Source organism: Treponema phagedenis (genome assembly GCF_008153345.1).
Classification (GTDB): domain Bacteria; phylum Spirochaetota; class Spirochaetia; order Treponematales; family Treponemataceae; genus Treponema; species Treponema phagedenis.
On record NZ_CP042818.1, the window covers coordinates 2430628 to 2451369 of the forward strand.

Consider the following 20742-nt stretch of genomic DNA (forward strand, 5'->3'; position numbering starts at 1 on the left):
TATCGCAAACAAAACTGCGATACTTTTTTTATAGCTGAGGCGGTTTTATAATCTGAAAAACCGCTTGACAATCAGAATTCCCGATGGATAAAAACAACGCCTTGCAAACAATTGCTGCCCCGCTTTTACCGGTTTAAATCAATGTATTCAACGCTTGTCTAAGATCATCGATAATATCCTTAGCATCTTCCAAACCTACGGAAATGCGTATCAGTCCTTCGGCAATATCGGACGCGGCTCTTTCCTCCGCCGTATACGGAGAGTGCGTCATACTTGCCGGATGCTGGATAAGAGTTTCCGCATCTCCAAGGCTCACCGCAAGTGTTGCAAACTTAACTGAGTTCATCAGCTTACGTCCTGCTTCCAATCCGTTTTTTACCGTAAAGGCTATCATAGCGCCGGGCAATGCCATCTGGCGTTTTGCAAGTTCATACTGAGGAAAGGACGGTAATCCGGGATACGCGATTGATTCTACTGTGGGATGCGTTTCTAAAAATTCCGCTACTTTTTGCGCATTCGCACAATGTTTTTCCATTCGAATATCCAAGGTTTTCATCCCGCGCCCGATTAAATACGCTTCAAAGGGGCCCAGTACGGATCCCGTCATATCTTTAATTCCAAGAAAACGAATCTGGTCAATTACATCTTTTTTACCAACCGCAAAACCAGCAATCACATCTCCGTGTCCGTTTAAGTACTTTGTCGCGGAATGAACAACAATATCCGCTCCAAGATTTAAGGGGCGTTGCAAATAAGGCGTCATATACGTGTTATCAACAATAACTTTACAGTCGGAATTTTGATGAGCTATTGCGGATAAAGCTTGTATATCGCATAAGTACATATTCGGGTTTGCCGGAGACTCAAGATAGACAACTTTTGTATTCGGTTTCATAGCTTTGCGCAAGTTTTCAGGATCGCGTGTATCAATAAAGGTAACATCAACACCGAATCGCGTCAGTCCGCGGCTTAAAAGCGAAAATGTGCATCCGTACAGAGTTTTGCCTGCAACAATATGATCGCCTGCGCTTACCAGCGTCCAAAGACTTGAGGAAATTGCACCGATACCGGAACTTGTGGCTACACAAGCTTCTCCGTTTTCCAAGCATGTAAGCTTTTCTTCAACCGCAGAGGTGGTTGGGTTTCCAAGCCGCGTATAAATATATCCGGCCTCTTCAAGGGCAAATCGTCGCCCACCCTGCTCCGCCGAATCAAAAACAAATGTTGAGGTTTGATAAATGGGAGTAGCTAAGGCACCGTAGGTGTTTTTTGTATACCCCGCATGGATTTGTTTGGAAGCAAATCCCATATTTTTCAATTCATCCTTATCCATGTTTTCCTCCAAAACGTGCCCCCTTGTACTGCCCCCGTTTTTTGGACACGAAAGTTATTTTTTTTAAGCAGCCCGTATCCTAAAATTAACAGGCGACTTACAACCCGATTTTTTTTAATACGGGCATCTTAAAAAGACTACCCGAGTTTTTTCAAGATGCCTAGTGTAGCGTTTTGTAATTAACTTCCTATTATACAAATCAGAGCATTGACAGGTGCGTGCGGATTTTGCATTCCTATGGTAAATTGCTCACAGCTACTGTAAACAGGAATAGCAAACATTACATTCAGAACGGGCACGGACGCCCGTGGTTCCAAACAGAAGCGACGTTTTAAAGCAAGACTGTTTGCAAAGCTTTAAAACCCGCTGTGTCGAGCTCTTTTTTATACAATTTTTTATCATTCATAGTGAATGAATTAAAAACCGAATTGAAGATATCAAAAAAAACGTTGTATTAGTATCGGTTTTAAAAACCGATACTAATCAACCTAGTTTTGAGCCATTTTTTTATACCGATCATATCGATCTTTTGCATCTTCTTCCGCTTTTAAAAACAGTTCGTCCGCAACATCGGGGAAGGTTTTCTTAAGCGATGTATAACGCACCTCGGAATTGATAAAATCCTGGAAAGAGGCAGTAGGTTCTTTGCTGTCAAGCTGGAAAGGATTTTTGCCTTCCTTTTTTAAGCGCGGATCAAACCGGTATAAATGCCAGTATCCTGCTTCCACGGCCTTCTTTTCCTGTTCCACACTGCGCCCCATTCCAGAACGAAGCCCGTGGTTTACACAGGGCGCATAGCAAAGCACGATTGAAGGACCGTCATAACTTTCGGCTTCTTTTAAGGCTTTAACCAGCTGATTCATATTCGCTCCTAAGGAAACCTGAGCAACATATACATAACCGTATGTCATCAGCATTGCGCCTAAGTCCTTCTTGCGCATTCTTTTTCCGCCGGCGGCAAATTTTGCAACCGCAGCGGTTGGGGTTGATTTGGACGACTGCCCGCCGGTATTGGAATACACTTCGGTGTCAAATACCAGGATATTAAAATCTTCTCCGGATGCCATCGTATGGTCTAACCCGCCATACCCTATATCATATGCCCATCCGTCTCCGCCGAACGACCACACACTCTTTTTAACCAAGAAGTCTTTTAGCTTGTAAATGTATTCAAGCAAGCGATCTGCTTCGATATTGCCGGTATCATACTTGAATACATGACTTTCCGGTTTGGGAAGATAATCTGCTTCAGGAGTGTTTTTTATTATCTGATTTACCGGTTTTTGGTGCTTATCAAAAAGAGCTTTAATCTTATCGCAGGTTATCACGTTTGCTGCAAGATTTTTTTTGTTTTCGATCCATTCTTTAAAAAGAGGGGTAAAATCGGTACCAACATTGAGTTCCAGAAATTTTTTCATGTAATCCTCAGCCTGTTCCCTCAGTTTTCTTGTACCGAGCGCCATGCCGTATCCGTAGTTTGCATTATCCTCAAAAAGCGAGCTTGCCCATGTGGGGCCTTTGCCTTTTTCGTTATAGGAGAATCCCGCGGTCGGATACGAACCGCCCCAAATTGAAGAACATCCCGATGCGTTTGCGATCATCATTCTGTCTCCAAACAATTGCGTAACAAGCGTTGCGTATGCTGTTTCACCACATCCCGCACAAGCGCCGTGGAATTCCAAAAGCGGTTGTTTGAATTGGCTGCCTTTAACCGAAAACTGATCCATAACGCCGTGTTTATTAGAAACTTCGTCCACTGCAAAGTCCCAGTTTGCCGCCTGAGCTTCTTCTTCGGCCAAGGGTTTCATCACAAGGGCTTTATTCTTTGCAGGACAAATATTTGCGCAATTAGAACAGCCGGTGCAGTCCAAAACGGAAACCTGCATTCTGTATGTCATATCCTCCAAGCCCTTACCGTTTGCTTTTATCGTCTCAAAAACCTGCGGCTTTGCGGAATTTTCTTTTTCATTTAAGAGGAATGGTCTGATAACCGCATGGGGGCAAACAAAAGAGCATTGGTTACATTGTATACAATTTTCTTTTATCCAATGAGGAACTTCAACGGCGATACCACGTTTTTCAAATCTGCTTGTGCAGTTCGGCATACGTCCGTCCTCAACGCCTTTAAACGCACTAACCTTTAACCGATCTCCTTCCAAGCGGTTAATCGGAACAAGAATATTTCTAATATACGGAGGCAAATGAGCGTTATCAATCGATTTATCTTCCGCATCCGCCCAGCTTTTCGGAACAGTTACCTGATGAGGCGATTCAATACCCATATCAACCGCAGTATAATTCATCTTTACGATATCATCGCCTTTTTTACCATAGGTGCTTAAAATTGAGCTTTTTAAGCTTTCAACGGCTTGCTCAATGGGGATAATTTCGGCAAGTTTAAAAAAGGCGGACTGCATAATCATATTAATTCTATGTCCAAGACCGATTTTTTGCGCAATTTCCGTTGCGTTAATGGTATAGAATTTAATATCGTTTTTTGCAATAAATTTCTTCATTGCCGCCGGAATAGTATTTTCAAGCTCTGCATCAGACCAGAGACAGTTAAGCAAAAAGGTTCCGCCCTTCTTTAATCCTTTTAAAAGGTCGTATTGATGCACATAGGATTGTTTTGAACATGAAATAAAATCGGCATCGCTTATAAGATAGGCGGATTTGATAGGCTTTTTTCCAAACCGTAAATGCGATACGGTAACGCCGCCCGATTTTTTACTGTCATAGGCAAAATACGCTTGCGCATACATACCGGTGCTGTCTCCGATTATTTTTATCGCACTCTTATTTGCGCCGACAGTTCCGTCGGATCCAAAACCCCAGAATTTACAGCGGATATTGCCTGTCGGTTCTGTTTTAATTTCTTCGGGCATGGGTAAATTCAAATGAGTGATATCATCTTCAATCCCCACCGAAAAATTATTTTTAGGTGTATCCGATTTTAAATTATCAAAAACGGATTTTACCATTGTCGGTGTTGTATCCTTTGATGCTAATCCGTATCGCCCGCCGACTATAATCGGTTTATTTGGAACATCAATATACGCACCGAGTATGTCTAAATGGAGCGGCTCATACAAAGCGCCTTTTTCCTTGGTACGGTCAAGAACGGCTATTTTTTTTACAGTTTTAGGCATTACCTCAAACAAATACTGAGGAGAGAACGGGCGATACAGCCTTACTTTAATAAGCCCTACTTTTTCGCCTTGCGAGACAAGATAATCAACCGTTTCTTCTGCTGTTTCGGTAATTGAGCCCATTGCAACGATAACACGCTCGGCATCTGCTGCTCCGTGATAATCAAAGGGTTTATATGTTCTGCCAGTAAGGCTTGAAATTTGCTTCATGTAATCGGCAACTATTTCAACCGCATCGATATAAAATCTATTTGATGCTTCCGCTGCCTGAAAATAAATATCGGGGTTTTGCGCTGTTCCTTTTGTAAAGGGATGTTCGGGGTTCATTGCCGTGGTGCGCCAATCGTTTAAAGCCTTCCAGTCAATCATTTTTGCGAAATCTTCATAATCAATCAGTTCAACATTTTGAAGCTCATGACTTGTCCGAAAACCGTCAAAAAAATGCATGAACGGTACCCTACCTTTAATAGCTGCAAGGTGGGCTATTCCGCCCAAATCGATAATTTCCTGTACCGACCCGGATGCAAGCATTCCGAAGCCTGTTTGGCGGCACGCCATAACATCCTGGTGATCACCGAAAATCGAAAGCGCATGACTGGAAAGCGCCCGAGCAGACACATGCAAAACGCCGGGCAGTAATTCACCCGACATTTTATACATATTAGGTATCATAAGCAGTAAGCCCTGACTTGCGGTAAAACTTGCCGCCAAGGCTCCGGCTGAAAGAGCGCCGTGCATTGCACCTGCCGCACCGGCTTCGGATTCAAGCTCCGATACTAACACTGTTTGCCCGAAAATATTTTTCTTGCCGTTTGCCGACCAAGAATCAATTAACTCAGCCATATCCGAAGACGGGGTTATCGGATAAATAGCCGCAACATCGGTAAATGCATAGGCAACATAGGATGCCGCATTATTACCGGTCATCGTTTGAGTTTTTTTTTGCATACTCATAGCTCCTCAAGATGGAATGATAAAAGTTTTAGGTATCTATTTACAATACTATTCTACTTCCTTCTATTAAACTTGTCCAGCAAAAAATTTATTTTGTCATTTTCTATACCAACTGATGATCAATGTTCGATAAGATCGCGTAAAAATAATTCAACCTTTTTCGGGCTTTGTATTGCCTGATTATCCGCTATATAATAAGAAGAGTTTTCTCAGTTCTTGTCGTGGATATTTTATTTGCGATATGGTATTTTTTATTATACACTTATATGTATAGAAAAATATTTAATTGCGCTTTCGAATAATCAACAGAGATCCAAAGCAAAATTAAGCAGCTAAAACAAAAAGTAAAAGATTTCTAATTTAAGGAGGAAAAATAGATTGGATACTTTACTGTTAACCGGTACGCCGTTATCGTTAGATGATGTCTATAGCGTTGCGTATGACAGACGATCAGTAGAAATTTCTGAAGAAGCAGAAAAAAGAGTCCAAACAGCTCGGCAAATTTTATTTGATATGGCTGCCGAGGGAAAACCGGTGTACGGTCTTAATCGAGGAGTTGGCTGGAATAAAGACAAAGAATTCGATTCCGAGTTTTTTGCAACGTATAACAGAAACTTGTTAAACAGTCATTGCTTAGGAGTAAAACCATATCATACGGATGAGCAAGTTCGAGCAATATTATTGCTGCGACTGAATAAAGCTCTCACCGGTCATACCGGTATTTCTGCAGAATTACTCTATCATTATCGCGATTTCTTAAACTATGGGATACATCCAAAAATACCTATGCGATCCTCAATAGGCGAAGGAGACATTACCACACTCTCTCATATCGGGCTTGCCTTTATCGGTGAAGAAGATGTTTCCTTCAACGGAGAAACAATGAATTCCCGTGTCGCAATGGAAAAGGTCGGACTTAAACCTGCAAAGCTCGGTCCAAAAGACGGATTGAGTATTGTATCCTGTAATGCGCAAGGCGAAGCTATGACTGCAATAGTTTTAAAAGAGATTGAGGACGTAATACAAATATCGAATTTGATTTTTTGTTTGAGTCTTGAGGGGCTTAACGGAGTGGTTCAATCTTTACGGGAAGATGTCAATGCTGTTCGAGGAATCAAAGGACAAATAAAAGCCGCCAAAATGTGCCGCGAATTTTTAAAGGGAAGCTTTCTTTACGATTTTGATCCTGAAAGAGCTTTGCAGGACCCGTTAAGTTTTCGATGCGCACATGCTGTCAACGGAAGTATGTATGATGCAATGGAGTATGTAAAAGAGCAGCTCCTTATCACAATGAATACAACCGATGATAACCCTTGTATCTTAATCGATGAACATACGGCCTTTGTAAGTGCAAATTTTGAAATAACCTCATTAGCAATCGGTGTTGAAATGCTCGCTACAGCTTTAAGTCATATCTCAAAAACTTCTTGCTATAGAATGATAAAACTTGCAGATCCTGCCTTTACAAAATTGAATAGGTTCTTAACACCGGAGGATGTAAAGACAATTGCCTTTGGCACCATTCAGAAAACATTTACAATGCTTGACACTCAAAATAGAGGCTTGGCTAATCCCTCATCAATGGATTTTTATTCTTTGGCCGGCACAATTGAAGATCATGCAAGTAATTTACCCTTAGCCTGTTATAAAATTTTTCAAATGATTGATAATATCTATTATGTTATCGGAATAGAGGCAATGCACGCTGCACAAGCCATTGACCTGCGGAAAAACTATAAACTCGGCGCGGGCACCAAAAAAGCATATGCGCTTATTAGAGAAGTACTTCCTTTCTATAGTGAAGATCGGAACTTGAGTAAAGACATAGAAAAAATCTACGAATTTATTAAATCAAAAAAATTATTACATATTTAGGAGATAGTAATTTATGGCAGAGAATCAAAAAAAAGAAATAAGATGGGCAGTGTTTATACCTGCACTTGCATTTGTGTTAATCGCCGCAATCACCGGAATTGTCAGCAATGAAACCCTTACCAGTGTATCAAATAGTTTTTTTGCCTGGTCACTTGAAAGTTTTGGGTGGTTATACCAGATAACACTGATCGCAGTACTTATCATTACCTGTGTAATTATGTTTTCAAAATTGGGAAGTGTTAGAATCGGCGGAAAGGATGCAAAACCAAAATACTCGTTTGGTACATGGTTTGCCATGACTCTAACCGGCGGTGTTGCAACAGGTATTGTAACATGGGGAGTAAACGAACCAATTATTTATTTGGGAAATATCTGGGGAGAACTTGATGCGGTTGGAATTACTCCCGGCACACCTGAAGCAGCACGATTTGCTATGGGTAGATGTTTTTATAATTGGACATTTATTCCCTATGCTATTTATGCACTTGCAGGTGTTGTTGTTGCCTATGTGTATTTTAATAAAAAACAGCAGTTAAATGTAACATCAACATTGGAGCCTCTCTTTGGAGAAAAAATTAAAAAAGGCATCATCGCTAATATTATTGATACCCTATCCATGTTAGCAATTGCAATAGGGCTATGTACTGCTCTTACAATGTGCATAACGCTTATAACAACCGGACTAAATGCCTCGTATGGAGTAACAAATAATTTAAAACTATTTGTAATAGTCGGCGTTTTAATTGTTGCAATGTTTACTTTATCTTCTTATGTAGGATTGGACAACGGTCTAAAAAAACTTGCAGGCATTAATGCATATTTTTATTACGGGTTATTACTCTTATTGCTGGTAACAGGGCCAACCCTCTACATTGTAAGAAACACTACGGCCGGAATGGCGGTATGGCTTGATAAGTTTTGGCTATGGGGATTAGATCCGATTGATATCGGCGGCGCTCCGCTTACACGTTCATGGACATTATTTGACTTCGCATTTTGGGTTGCCTATGCACCGGTAACGGGAATTTTTCTTGGTCAAATTTCTTATGGAAGAACAATTCGGGAATGTTTAATTGTAAACCTTGTATTACCATCCGTATTCGGCATTATCTGGTTCGGCGTCTGGGGCAGTACTGCAATGAATATGCAATTAACCGGACAGCTTGACCTGGTTGCAATCATTCAGAATTCAAATGCGGTTATGGGCTTATTTGAGTTTATAAAAAACATGCCTCTGGCCGTAATACTTGTTCCCGTCAACCTATTTGTTATCTTAATATCATTTGTAACTGCGGCTGATGCAACTGCAAATAATGTTGCTTCCATGTGTATTAAAAACATACCAATCGGTTCAGAAGCACCGCGATATTTAAAAGCTCTTTGGGGCATAATCATAGGCATTATCGCTATCGTAATGGCAGCTTTTGGCGGCGGCGAGCAAGGTGTTGCAGGAGTTAAATCACTGGCAGCTGCCGGCGGATTTATAGTGCTATTTATTTTTATACTGCAAGTCATATCCGCAGTAAAAATGTTCTTTGTCGACAAAATAGTTGAATAAAATATACGGCGAATCACAGCTTGATTCGCCGTAATCTTTTTGTGTGAATGTTTATATTTTTTTGATATCTTTAATTAGGTTTTAATTTATTCAACACAAAGCATAAAAAAATTTTATAAAACTAACCTACAAGTTTTAAAACGCCCTGTTATAAAAAGAGTCCGACACAACGGTTTGGTTTTGCCGTCCATGGCAAAACCAAACCTGCGAGTTTTAAAGCTTTGCAATCTGTCTTGCTTTAAAACATCGCTGCTGCGTGGAACCACGGGCGTCCGTGCCCGTTCTGAGTTTTGCCGTCCGTGGCAAAACCAAACCTGCGAGTTTTAAAGCTTTGCAATCTGTCTTGCTTTAAAACATCGCTGCTGCGTGGAACCACGGGCGTCCGTGCCCGTTCTGAGTTTTGCCGTCCGTGGCAAAAACTAAACCTGCGAGTTTTAAAGCTTTGCAATCTGTCTTGCTTTAAAACATCGCTGCTGCGTGGAACCACGGGCGTCCGTGCCCGTTCTGAGTTTTGCCGTCCGTGGCAAAATTAATACCTATGAGTTTGATAACGGTGGGCAAACTTACCATAGGCACGGGCGAACCGTAGAATTTCTACCTTTGGTTCGCCTACGAGTTTTGCCTGTTTGCAATAAGGGGTCAGGCAAAACATCGTTCGGAATTAGGCACGGGCGAGTAATTTACCATAGGCAAAAATGGAACTCGCGAATTTTTCTGCCCTTTTTTGATCAAGCAGAAAAAACATCGCTGCTACGTGCAACCGCGGGCATCCGTGGCTGTTACCACCCTCCCTGCCCTATCAGCTGAAAGGTTGCAAATGCAAACTATTAAAGGGTGAAATGTAAAAATTTTCTCGGTTTTTATTGCGTTTTGTAATAAATTATGGTGTAATAGATTGAGGAGCTTATAGTGCAAAAGAAACTAAAAGAGGCAAAAGGAAAGAGGCATTTTTTTGATGAGAGTTTTGAGCTCGCGCTTTTATCTTTACCCACAACCATTTGGTATTTTCTTTTTTCATTTTTACCGATGTTCGGGGTAATTATTGCTTTTAAAAATTATCGCATTTTCGGACCGGGGTTTATCGGCAATCTTATTAAAAGTAAATGGGTAGGTTTTGACAATTTTGCCTTTTTGTTTAAAACAAAAAACGCATGGCTGATTGTACGGAATACCCTTGGATTTAACGCTATTTTTATTGTACTCGGCATTGTTATTCCGATAAGCCTTGCGGTGCTGCTTAGCCTTTTATATAATCAGCGCCTTGGAAAAATTTACCAAACCATGATGTTTTTGCCGCATTTTTTATCATGGGTTGTAGTCAGTTATTTTTTATATGCTTTTTTGAATGCACAAAACGGGCTTTTTAATCATCTGATAGTCAAGTACGGCGGAACTCCCATTCAATGGTATGCGGAAAAAGCCTATTGGCCTTGGATTCTTATTTTTATGAGTGTATGGAAGGGAATGGGGTACGGCACGGTTATGTATTTAGCGGCAATTACCGGCATTGACAAAAGTTTATACGAGGCGGCGTATTTGGACGGCGCTTCACGATGGCAAGGCGTAAAGTATATTACCATTCCTTCACTTAAATCCTTGGTGATAATCCTTTTTATCATGTCTTTAGGCGGTATTTTCCGGGCAGATTTCGGACTTTTTTATCAGGTACCGATGAACTCCGCCTTTTTGTACGATATTACCACCGTATTTGACACCTATGTGTATCGGGCAATCGGTACGGTCAATATCGGGATGAGTGCGGCAGCTGCCTTTTTTCAGTCAATTATGGGTTTTATTCTTATTTTCAGCTCAAACTTTCTTATCCGAAAGCTTGACCGGAATGCAGCACTGTTTTAAAAACGGAGATCGATGTGAGTATTTTTAGAAAACTGTCAAATGTGGAACGCAATAATTATTTACAACCGCCGGCATCTGTTCTGGCGCATCTTCTGTTTTTGCTGTTAGGACTGCTCTGCGTTATTCCCTTTATTTTTGTAATCATCATCTCGTTTTCTTCCCCTGCTTCAATACAGGAAGTCGGATACTCGTTTTTTCCAACGGCGTTTTCGCTTGAAGCCTACCGCTATGTGTTTGAAGCAAAAGATGTTATTTTCCGCGCATACGGAGTTTCGATTTTTATTACGATTACGGGAACGGCGCTGGGGCTTTTGCTTAATTCTTCTATTGCGTATGCGCTTTCCCGCCCGAATTTTCGGTATCAAAAGTTTTTTACATTGGTGGTGCTTATCCCGATGTTGTTTAACGGAGGCTTAATCTCTTTTTATTTGATAATGACCAAGTTTTTGCATTTGAAAGACAGCCTGTTGGCACTTATTTTGCCGTCCGCTGTTTCTTCGTTTTATATCATGGTGCTGCGAACCTTTTTTAAAACCACCATTCCTGAATCGATTATTGATTCAGCGCGGATTGACGGGGCGGGACAATTTCATATTTTCTTTAAGATGATTTTACCTATTTCGCTGCCGGCTCTTGCAACAATCGGACTCTTTTTAACCTTCGGGTATTGGAACGAGTGGTTTAATGCCCTGCTTTTTATTGAGCAGCCGACTAAGGTGCCGCTCCAAGCCTTGCTTATGAGGATTGAGCAAAACCTCTCGTTTATTACCGATAACATGAGCATGCTCGGCGGATACGGAAAAACAATTAATCTACCCTCAGAGACAATGAAAATGGCGATAGTGGTGCTTGTTGCCATGCCCATTGCCTGCGCGTATCCGTTTTTTCAGCGCTATTTTATCAGCGGACTGACAATCGGTTCAATTAAAGGGTGAAATGAAAGACGAAACAAACAGCCCTGCACAATTTTTTGAAAGAGCTGTTTAACCCCGAAGGGTGCATAATACGCTTCGGTATAGAACAACATAAATAGCATAAGGAGGCTTTATTTATGAAGAAAATTCTTGTTGGAATGCTTGCAGCAGCGGCATTATTCGGTTTTATCACTTGCGGTGGCGGAGGCAGCGACAGCAAGGGAAAATTAGTGTGGTGGACAATAGGCGGTACGCCGAAAGACTTAGCGCCGGTTCTGGATGAGGCAAATAACTATGTGAAAGACAAACTCGGCGGGGCGGCATTTGAAATGAAATACTCCGATTGGGGCGAGTTTAACGAGAAAATGTCCAAGATTATTAACACGGGCGAGCCCTACGATATCTGCTTTACCTGCTCATGGGCAAACCCCTACATACAGAATGCAAAAAACGGTGCCTTTTATCCATTGGATGAATTGCTGGAAACCGAGGCGAAGGACTTAAAAGCCTTTATTCCCGATGTACTTTGGGACAGTGCAAAGGTTGACGGAAAAATCTATGCGGTTCCAACCTATAAGGACACCGCTTTTGCACCGTATTGGGCATTTAATAAAGATGACCTTGATGCTCTGAATCTTAGAGCGGAAGATTTTGAGTGGAAGCCGAACGAAGAATCTTCGCTTGACAGTATGAGACGGCTTGAAAAAGCTTTTGACGCATATAAAAAAGCAAATCCTAACAAATATCCGCTTCAGTTAAACAAAGACGGATGGGCAGGTATGTTCGACGAATTCGATATGCTTACTCCGCCTGTCGGTGTTGCGTTTAGCGACAAAAGCGGAAAAATTATCTGCCCGCTTGAAACAAAGGTTTTACAGGATAAATGGGATTTATTGGTAGAATGGAATAAAAAAGGCTATATCAACCCCGATGCGGCAACCTTGCAGGAAAACATAAAGGTACTCTTCCTCTTTGGCGGACACGGCTTCCCCTATGCGGATGTTGCCTACTGGTCGGGAAATTACCCGTGCAAGGCAGTTCTTCGCTATAAGCCTTACTTTACCACCGGATCCGCACAGGGCTCAATGAACGCGATATCGGCGCAATCAAAGAATCCCAAAGAAGCGCTTAAATTGCTTGAGCTGGTAAACCTTGACCCGAAAGTTCGAAACCTGCTTGCCTACGGTATTGAAGGAAAACATTATAAGAAAACCGGAGACACCTCAATAGAATTTATCGACAAAAAATCCTATGACGTTCCCGCTTTCTCGCAAGGAACCTTCTTTACCACCTACACGGTAGACCCCGCTCCGCCTCAAATGTGGAAAGCGGTACAAGAGTTTAACCAAAATGTAGAGGGTTCGCCGATACTCGGCTTCAGCTTTGACCCCACTCCGATAGAAACCGAACTTGCCTTGGTAAAAGCGGAATGGGAAAAATACGATTCCTTTGTGCGGCTCGGTCTTAAATCACGAACAGAGATTTACGACGAAATGATGGCAAACTTAAAAGCAGCCGGTTTGGATAAAATTATCGCCGAAGCGCAAAAACAACTTGATGCTTGGAAAGCTGCCCGATAACAGCCGCTTTGCGACACACTTCGGTTAAGCAAATTGCTTACCCGACGCCCTTGTACAGGGTTTGGAAAAGCGGTGCTTTTGCAAACCCTGCACGCTCTTTTTATACAAAAGTAAAAAAAACGCAACAAAGTAATTTGTTAAAATAAAAAAGAAAGATTTTACAGTAAGGAATAAAAATCACTATGGCAAAAATTATCAGTCAAACCGTATCCAATATTCCCTGGGAAGACAAGCCGAACAAGTATCCCTATGCAATGTGGCGATATTCAAAAAATCCGGTTATTCCCCGCGATGCAACTCCTACTTCAAACAGTATTTTTAACTCTGCTGTGGTTCCCTTTAAGGACGGTTTTGCCGGCGTATTCCGCTGCGATACCCGCTGCCGCGCAATGAATTTAAATGCGGGATTTAGTAAAGACGGCATCCATTGGGAAATCAATCCCGATCCGATTGTGTTTGAAGGCGACCCCGAGATAACCGCGTACGAATACCGCTATGACCCGCGCGTTTGTTTTATCGAAGACCGCTACTACATCAGCTGGTGTAATGGCTACCACGGGCCGACAATCGGGCTTGCATGGACAAAGGATTTTCAGCACTTTCATCAACTGGAAAATGCCTTTTTACCCTATAACAGAAACGGCGTACTTTTCCCGCGCAAAATAAACGGCAGATATGCGATGGTCAGCAGACCAAGCGACACCGGACACACCGCCTTCGGAGACATTTTCTATAGCGAAAGTCCCGACCTTGAGTTTTGGGGCAGACATCGCCATGTGATGGCTCCCTTCCGCGGCAACGATTCGGCATGGCAGTCAACCAAAATAGGCGCAGGCCCTACGCCGATCGAAACCGATGAGGGCTGGCTTCTGTTTTATCACGGGGTACTGAATAGCTGTAACGGCTTTGTCTATAGTTTTGGCGCCGCCTTACTTGACTTGGAAAAACCCTGGAAGGTTTTATACCGCGGGGCTCCGTATCTTATCTCTCCGCAAATGCAGTATGAATGCGTGGGCGATGTGCCGAACGTAACCTTCCCCTGTGCGGCAGTCTGCGCCCCAGACGGAAGAATTGCAATGTACTACGGCTGTGCGGACACGGTAACAGGGCTTGCCTTTACCACCGCTGAAGAAACTATTCAATTTTTAAAAGACAACAACCTGAAGGTGCAATGATGGTAACTATGCAGGATATTGCCGACCGGCTGAATATTTCCCGAAATACTGTTTCCAAGGTATTAAATAATCGCTCCGGTGTTTCCGAAAAAAAGAGGTCTGCAATTATTCAAACCGCACTTGAGCTTGGCTACCCGAAGGTTCCAAGCTCTTTGCTTCACTCTCATAAAGAAAAAGACAAAAAAACAAAATCTATCCGTATCGCCCTATTGGTGGTAAATCCGCAGTTCTCACAGTTTTGGGTAAAACTTATCAACAGTATTGCAAAAGAGATCGGAAAAAGCGAAAACACCCTCACTTTCTGTTACCTTTCGGAAACGCAGCAAGAATCCCTGCCTGCAACACTGAATAAAAACACGGTCGATGCAATAATCGGCGTAAATATTTACAATACCCAACTTTTAAAAAAAATTGCCGGCTTAGGAATTCCTACCGTGTATTTTGATATGCCGGTTAAAATGAACTGCCGCAATCTTTCAGCGGATATTATTCTGCTTGAAGGGAGAAACAGCATTTACTCAATTACTGAACACCTGATAAAGCAAGGCTGCAAATCCATCGGCTTTATCGGAGACATAACCTATGCGCATACCATGTATGAACGCTATCAGGGGTTTATCACTGCGCTAAAAGAGTATCGCATTGCACCGATACAAAACTGGATATTTACCCGCGGGCTTACCAATCGCTTTTATAATCCGGGAGAAATTGCCGCAACCATTGACCCCTTTGACAAAGAGCCCGACGCTATTGTTTGTGCAAATGATGCAATTGCGGTGCAGGTTATTTCGTATTTTAATCAAAAAGGAATGCGCTGCCCCGATGACATCCTGATAAGCGGTTACGATAATTTTTATCACTTCCCTAATCACGAGCATTTTCTTACAACCGTTGAGGTTAATATCGATTATTTAGGCAAACGTCTGGTGGAACAAGTATATCACCGAGCTCAAAACCCCGGACTCCCGCTTGAAATGACCACCCTCATCACTACTCCGCTTTTTAAAAAAAGCACTGAAAAAGCGTCGAGAAAATAAGTGTGTTACTCAATCCGAGCAACACACCGGCAGCATCGCAACTTCGGCAAGCGTATAGATACGGATTATCCCCTATGCTTTTGTCGTGTTCTCTACCAATGTTGACATAAATTTTGATATCAGTTACATTTGCAAAGTGATTTCATCGAAAAAATCCGTTTTGCCTTCGCTATGGAATAAAATCCCGATATTGAAGCCGTCTCTTCAAAAAGTTTTGAACTGCATTGAACGTCAGCTTTGTTTTGCGGATCCCAATGTAAACGAAAGTTTAATCGAGTTTCTTCATGCGGGAGGCAAACTTATTCGCCCTGTTTTTTTTCTTTTATTTGCGCATCTTGGTGAGGAAACTTTTGATTCTGATCCCGCTATCATAGAAACGGCAGCCGCACTTGAGCTGCTGCATATGGCAACTCTGGTGCATGATGACATTATTGATAACTCGCCGTTGCGCCGAGGCATTGCCTCAATTCAAAACATACACGGAAAAAGTATCGCAGTGTATGCGGGCGATTATTTGCTGACAGTTTTTTTTACGCTTATTGCAAAAAATATTTCCGACAAAGAACTTTTAGTACAAAGCGCCGCCTCAATGCAGCGATTACTTGAGGGAGAGCTGCATCAGTATCGGATGAAATTCAATCCAGAAATTACCGTTTCGGATTATTTTCAAATTATCGAAGGTAAAACAGCTGAACTTTTCTATTTAAGCTGCTATCTCGGAATCTCCTTTGCAAAAAACAAAACCTATCAGGAACAGGCAAAACGAATTGGCAAAAACATCGGCTGCGCATTTCAAATTATCGATGACATTCTTGACTACGATAACCTGCCGCAAAAAAAGAACATACACGTGCGGGAAGACTTGGCGCAAGGCGTTTACTCCCTTCCGCTTATTTTAGCAATGGAGGAAAATCCCGACTACTTCAAAAACAATCCGCATCCCGATAAAAAATCACAAGAATATCTTGCGTACATTGCGGATGGCGTTGAAAAATTACAAGGCGTACAAAAAGCGCAAGCCTATGCAAAAAAATACAGCGAAGCCGCCCTCAAAGACATTCAGGAACTTCCCGACGGAATTACAAAAAAACTATTACTGCAATTAACTGACTACTTATTAGAACGAAAAACATGAGGTTACACTATGAATCTTGACGGTGTTATAATAGGAATAGCGACGTTTTTTATCATCGGTATTTTTCATCCGCTTGTTATAAAAGGAGAATATTATTTTTCTAAAAAAATATGGCCGATCTTTCTTATCTTCGGCCTTGCAATGCTGGCACTCAGTATTTTTATTCAGAACAGTATAATCGCCGCAATACTCGGCGTTACCGGCATAAGCAGTTTATGGGGAATCAAAGAAATCTTCGAGCAGGAAACTCGAGTAAACAAAGGCTGGTTTCCTAAAAATCCAAAACGAAAAGATTATAAAGATAAAGAATGAATGTGGCGGGCAGGCATTTACATACAACACGCCTGCCTGATCTCAACGGTGTGTATTAAGCAATCGGCATGGTAAACTGTCCCCCGCGCAACAACCTTGTACCGCGCGGGAAAGCGGCAGCTCTATTGCCCGAAAACTAACACAGGCTCATTATTCGGACTCGTATTGAATCAATGTCTTAATCGGTAAATCACCGATAAGCTTTTCGTAATGCAAAAAAGGCAAGGCAATCACGCCGAAAAAACCTATAACGGTTGCGCCGCCTTCTTGCAGCATGGAGCGGGACGCATGCAGCGTTCCTCCGGTAGCAATTAAGTCATCCATCAAAAGAATCCTCTGCCCCTGAATAACATCGCTTTTATGCACCTCAACCGTTGCCTCTCCGTACTCCAACGAATAAGAACAGGAATAGGTTTCTCCGGGAAGCTTCCCCTTCTTCCGAATGAGGATAAGCGGAATACCCAGCCGATCGGCAAAAGGTGCCGCAAAAATAAACCCGCGCGATTCAATAGCCGCAACCGCATCAATTTTTTCACCCTTGTAGAGTGCGGCCATTTTATCAAGACAATAATGGAATACCTTCGGGTTCGTTAAAATACCGGTAATATCATAGTACAAAATTCCCTTTTTCGGGAAATCAGGCACCTTGCGGATTGCCTTATCTAATACAGGATCCAAGTTCATATTCGGTATTCTACCGAGAGAGGTGCGTTTAGTCAATTGCGGGAAAGGCCGGTTCAGGGCTTGCGCATAAACAAAGGGCTGCCGCCCTTTGAAGCCCGCTTTCAGGTGAAGTAAAGATAGAAATTCCAAGGTTTCGCCCACACCTAATTTCCAAACGATGTTTAAAAGCATCAACACTGTTTTGTAAAATTGAAGCTTTTAAACTCGTAGGCGAACCAAAGGTGAAAATTCCAATGGTTCGCCCTTGATCAATTCCAAGTATAGTGATTTACATCTTTCATTTGACAATAGCGGGTTTGCGGGGTATTCTTATTAGAAGGAGGGACGTTATGTCTGGTAAATTTAAACTCGGTTTGCTCCCCAGTCTAGGGATCGGTATTGCCGCCGGTGTGCTGTTAGGACTATTGGTGCCGGCAAATGTGATGGGGGTGCTGCACAGCATAAAAGGAGTTTTGGGCTCAATAATCTTCTTTGCCGTGCCGCTGGTTATTTTCGGCTTTATTGCGCCTGCAATCTGTAACCTTAAAAACAATGCGGGAAAAATGCTCGGTGTTTTTTTAGGTTTGTCATATGTTTCTGCAGTAGGAGCATCTCTTTTTTCAGCAATCGCGGGGTATATTCTTATTCCGTTTTTACATGTGTCGAGTACGGTAGAAGGCTTAAAAGATATCCCGACCACCGCCTTTGTGCTTGATATTCCTCCGCTGATGCCGGTTATGACCGCGTTGGTAATGGCAATTCTTGTCGGTATTTCTGTTATCTGGACAAAAGCTTCCACTGTTGAAAAAGTTTTAAATGAATTTCAGGCAATGGTGCTTGAAATAGTTAACAGAATTATTGTACCTATCTTGCCTTTTTTTATTGCAACAACATTTGCTGAACTTGCATACAGCGGCAGCTTAACCGTGCAATTGCCGGTGTTCTTAAAAATTATTGTCATTGTTATTGTCGGGCATTTTATTTGGATGACGCTTTTATATTTAATCGGCGGACTGGTGTCAAAAAAGAATCCGCTTGAGGTGGTAAAGCATTACGGTCCCGCATACACAACCGCAATCGGTACTATGTCAAGCGCGGCAACATTGCCGGTGGCACTTCGCTGTGCGCATAAATCAAAAGTGCTGCCTGCGGAAATTGCCGATTTTGCTATTCCGCTCGGAGCGACTACACACCTTTGCGGCTCGGTATTGACCGAAACCTTTTTCTGCCTTGTCATTTCTCAGCTTTTGTACGGTACCCTGCCTTCTATCGGCACAATGGTTTTGTTCTCGGTTCTCTTCGGTGTATTTGCTGTTGGCGCCCCCGGAGTTCCCGGCGGAACGGTTATGGCTTCCTTAGGCTTGGTTATCAGCGTGCTCGGCTTTGATCAAACGGGAACCGGTTTACTTATTGCCATTTTTGCCTTGCAGGACAGCTTCGGCACCGCTTGTAATGTTACCGGCGACGGTGCGCTTGCCCTTATTTTACGGGGAATCTTTTATAACACGGACGGGACTCCGAAGGAGATAAAGTCATAAAAACATATGCTTAATCAAACACGTATTGACCAATATATCAGTATTTTAAAAGAAGAGTTGGTGCCTGCACTCGGCTGTACGGAGCCTATCGCGATTGCCTATGCCGCCGCTCATGTACGGAAGGTGCTCGGCTGTGAGCCCGATTCCATGCTCATTAAAAGCAGCGGAAATATTATTAAAAACGTTAAAGGCGTTGTGGTTCCCAATTCCGGCGGCATGAAAGGCATGGCGGCAGCGGCTGCTATCGGCGCAATGGCGGGCAATCCCGACAAGGGTTTAGAAGTGCTTTCGGATGTTACCGAAGCGGATATTGAAAAAACTCGCCGTTTTCTTGATACTGTTCCGTGCAAAATCGAGGTGCTGGACACGCCGGCAACACTCCATTTAATTGTAGAATTTTCCGCAGGAGCCGACAGCGCTTCCGCAGAGATTATTCATCAGCACACAAATATTGTAAAACTCATAAAAAACGGCGCAGTGCTTTTTGAAAAACCTTTTGATCCGAATGAGTCCAATGCGGCGCTTACCGACAGAAGTTGCCTTTCGGTAAAGGATATTATCGAGTTTGCAAATACGGTTGATTTAGCACTTGTAGAACCGTTGCTTGAACGGCAAATTCAGTATAACTGCGAAATCTCGGAAGAGGGCTTAAAGCATCGGTACGGCATTTCCTATGGAGCAAATCTTCTGCAATTTGCGAAAGAAGACAATACTGTTTCTATCGCCGTAAAAGCCACGGCGGAAGCCGCCGCAGGCTCCGATGCCCGAATGAGCGGTTGTACACTTCCGGTTGTTACTAATTCCGGAAGCGGCAATCAAGGGCTTGCCGTTTCTATTCCGGTAATTGTCTATGCGCGGGAGCTTAATCTTCCTCATGAAAAGCTTTTGCGGGCATTGCTGGTAAGTAACCTTATTGCAATTCATCAAAAGACAAAGATTGGCAGGCTTTCCGCCTACTGCGGAGCGGTAAGCGCGGGGTGCGGCAGCGGTGCAGCAATTACCTATATGAATGGCGGAACGTATAAGCAAATCTCCGATACGATTACCAATACGCTTGCCACTGTTTCGGGGATTATCTGCGACGGGGCAAAACCTTCCTGTGCAAGTAAGATTGCAGCTTCGGTTAATGCCGCAATAGCTTCCTACCGGTTGGCAATGAAAGGAGAAGTTTTTTCAGCGGGCGACGGTATTGTGAAAGACAATGTTGAAAAAACAATTCTCGGCGTAGGCACCATTGCAAGCGAGGGAATGGTTGCAACGGATAAGACGATTCTGCACATTATGGTGGAGGATTAGGCTGCCTTTTTGCGTGAGCGGCTTGGAGGGCGGCGAGCACTTTTTCAAAAGTGCGAAGCCGGATCGTTTGGCGGCGCCGATTTTTGCCGCCAAACAGCCGCAGCGTTAGCGGAGCCCGGAATGACGCGGCGGCACCCTTATTTTGGGACAAAATAAGGGTGCCGCACGCCCGTAAAATAAAAAAAGTAAAATTTTTATAAAATTTCTCAAAAAATTTCTAAAAGAACCTTAAATTTATACAAATTACTATGATAACTATTATATTTATGGTATACTGTACGAAAATAGCAGTGTATTTTATCAATAGTAAAGAGAGTGTGTAAAACCGCTAATACATGTTTTTGCTATTGTTTTTCAGGCTCATTC

General features: G+C 42.6%; 14 protein-coding genes. 11 read left to right on the forward strand and 3 right to left on the reverse strand.

Annotated features, from left to right (window positions below; translation table 11 throughout):
• Positions 1 to 133: 133 nt before the first annotated feature.
• Both megL and nifJ read right to left on the reverse strand, forming a co-directional pair.
• Positions 134 to 1333: a methionine gamma-lyase gene (gene megL, locus FUT79_RS10730; RefSeq protein WP_024752031.1), complete on the reverse strand. Its 1200-nt coding sequence runs from the start codon at positions 1331 to 1333 to the stop codon at positions 134 to 136.
• 488 nt (positions 1334 to 1821) lie between these two features.
• The gene (nifJ, locus tag FUT79_RS10735; protein WP_148879032.1) at positions 1822 to 5430 is read right to left on the reverse strand and encodes a pyruvate:ferredoxin (flavodoxin) oxidoreductase; all 3609 of its coding nucleotides are present in this window, start codon (positions 5428 to 5430) and stop codon (positions 1822 to 1824) included.
• Positions 5431 to 5814: 384 nt separating this feature from the next.
• Here nifJ and FUT79_RS10740 point away from each other — a divergent pair, with 384 nt between their 5' ends.
• The 9 genes from FUT79_RS10740 (at position 5815) to FUT79_RS10780 (ending at position 16879) form a co-directional block, all read left to right on the forward strand.
• On the forward strand, positions 5815 to 7311 hold the full coding sequence (locus FUT79_RS10740) for an HAL/PAL/TAL family ammonia-lyase (RefSeq protein WP_148889657.1): 1497 nt from the start codon (positions 5815 to 5817) through the stop codon (positions 7309 to 7311).
• Positions 7312 to 7324: 13 nt separating this feature from the next.
• Entirely contained in the window at positions 7325 to 8869 is a 1545-nt protein-coding gene (locus tag FUT79_RS10745) for a BCCT family transporter (RefSeq protein WP_024752034.1), read from the forward strand.
• Positions 8870 to 9778: 909 nt separating this feature from the next.
• A complete protein-coding gene (locus FUT79_RS10750; RefSeq protein ID WP_024751799.1) occupies positions 9779 to 10726 on the forward strand; it encodes an ABC transporter permease in 948 nt (315 codons plus the stop codon).
• Between the two features lie 14 nt (positions 10727 to 10740).
• Positions 10741 to 11661 (forward strand): carbohydrate ABC transporter permease, encoded by a 921-nt coding sequence (locus FUT79_RS10755; RefSeq protein WP_024751800.1) that lies wholly within the window; start codon positions 10741 to 10743, stop codon positions 11659 to 11661.
• A 116-nt stretch (positions 11662 to 11777) separates the two neighbouring features.
• On the forward strand, positions 11778 to 13220 hold the full coding sequence (locus FUT79_RS10760; protein WP_148879842.1) for an ABC transporter substrate-binding protein: 1443 nt from the start codon (positions 11778 to 11780) through the stop codon (positions 13218 to 13220).
• Between the two features lie 182 nt (positions 13221 to 13402).
• A complete protein-coding gene (locus tag FUT79_RS10765) occupies positions 13403 to 14395 on the forward strand; it encodes a glycoside hydrolase family 130 protein (protein WP_024751802.1) in 993 nt (330 codons plus the stop codon).
• The gene (locus tag FUT79_RS10770; RefSeq protein ID WP_081718595.1) at positions 14392 to 15432 is read left to right on the forward strand and encodes a LacI family DNA-binding transcriptional regulator; all 1041 of its coding nucleotides are present in this window, start codon (positions 14392 to 14394) and stop codon (positions 15430 to 15432) included. Before FUT79_RS10765 ends, FUT79_RS10770 begins: the two co-directional genes overlap by 4 nt.
• Positions 15433 to 15622: 190 nt before the next feature.
• On the forward strand, positions 15623 to 16567 hold the full coding sequence (locus FUT79_RS10775; RefSeq protein WP_157645404.1) for a polyprenyl synthetase family protein: 945 nt from the start codon (positions 15623 to 15625) through the stop codon (positions 16565 to 16567).
• Positions 16568 to 16576: 9 nt separating this feature from the next.
• Positions 16577 to 16879 (forward strand): DUF4491 family protein, encoded by a 303-nt coding sequence (locus FUT79_RS10780; RefSeq protein WP_002698252.1) that lies wholly within the window; start codon positions 16577 to 16579, stop codon positions 16877 to 16879.
• Between the two features lie 150 nt (positions 16880 to 17029).
• Here the strand turns inward: FUT79_RS10780 and FUT79_RS10785 are convergent, their stop codons facing one another.
• A complete protein-coding gene (locus FUT79_RS10785; protein WP_024751805.1) occupies positions 17030 to 17563 on the reverse strand; it encodes an adenine phosphoribosyltransferase in 534 nt (177 codons plus the stop codon).
• A gap of 329 nt (positions 17564 to 17892) precedes the next feature.
• Between FUT79_RS10785 and FUT79_RS10790 the strand changes: the two genes are divergently transcribed.
• A complete protein-coding gene (locus tag FUT79_RS10790) occupies positions 17893 to 19080 on the forward strand; it encodes a dicarboxylate/amino acid:cation symporter (protein ID WP_002698247.1) in 1188 nt (395 codons plus the stop codon).
• Positions 19081 to 19086: 6 nt separating this feature from the next.
• Positions 19087 to 20376, forward strand: a complete 1290-nt coding sequence (locus FUT79_RS10795; RefSeq protein ID WP_024751806.1) for an L-cysteine desulfidase family protein — start codon at positions 19087 to 19089, stop codon at positions 20374 to 20376.
• Positions 20377 to 20742: the final 366 nt, after the last annotated feature.

Excerpts from the sequence above, each read along its gene's own strand:
- FUT79_RS10785 (WP_024751805.1), bottom strand. The coding sequence starts at position 17,563 with ATGAACTTGGATCCTGTATTAGATAAGGCAATCCGCAAGGTGCCTGAT.
- FUT79_RS10790 (WP_002698247.1), top strand. The coding sequence starts at position 17,893 with ATGTCTGGTAAATTTAAACTCGGTTTGCTCCCCAGTCTAGGGATCGGT.
- nifJ (WP_148879032.1), bottom strand. The coding sequence starts at position 5,430 with ATGCAAAAAAAAACTCAAACGATGACCGGTAATAATGCGGCATCCTAT.
- megL (WP_024752031.1), bottom strand. The coding sequence starts at position 1,333 with ATGGATAAGGATGAATTGAAAAATATGGGATTTGCTTCCAAACAAATC.
- FUT79_RS10745 (WP_024752034.1), top strand. The coding sequence starts at position 7,325 with ATGGCAGAGAATCAAAAAAAAGAAATAAGATGGGCAGTGTTTATACCT.
- FUT79_RS10760 (WP_148879842.1), top strand. The coding sequence starts at position 11,778 with ATGAAGAAAATTCTTGTTGGAATGCTTGCAGCAGCGGCATTATTCGGT.
- FUT79_RS10770 (WP_081718595.1), top strand. The coding sequence starts at position 14,392 with ATGATGGTAACTATGCAGGATATTGCCGACCGGCTGAATATTTCCCGA.
- FUT79_RS10795 (WP_024751806.1), top strand. The coding sequence starts at position 19,087 with ATGCTTAATCAAACACGTATTGACCAATATATCAGTATTTTAAAAGAA.
- FUT79_RS10765 (WP_024751802.1), top strand. The coding sequence starts at position 13,403 with ATGGCAAAAATTATCAGTCAAACCGTATCCAATATTCCCTGGGAAGAC.
- FUT79_RS10780 (WP_002698252.1), top strand. The coding sequence starts at position 16,577 with ATGAATCTTGACGGTGTTATAATAGGAATAGCGACGTTTTTTATCATC.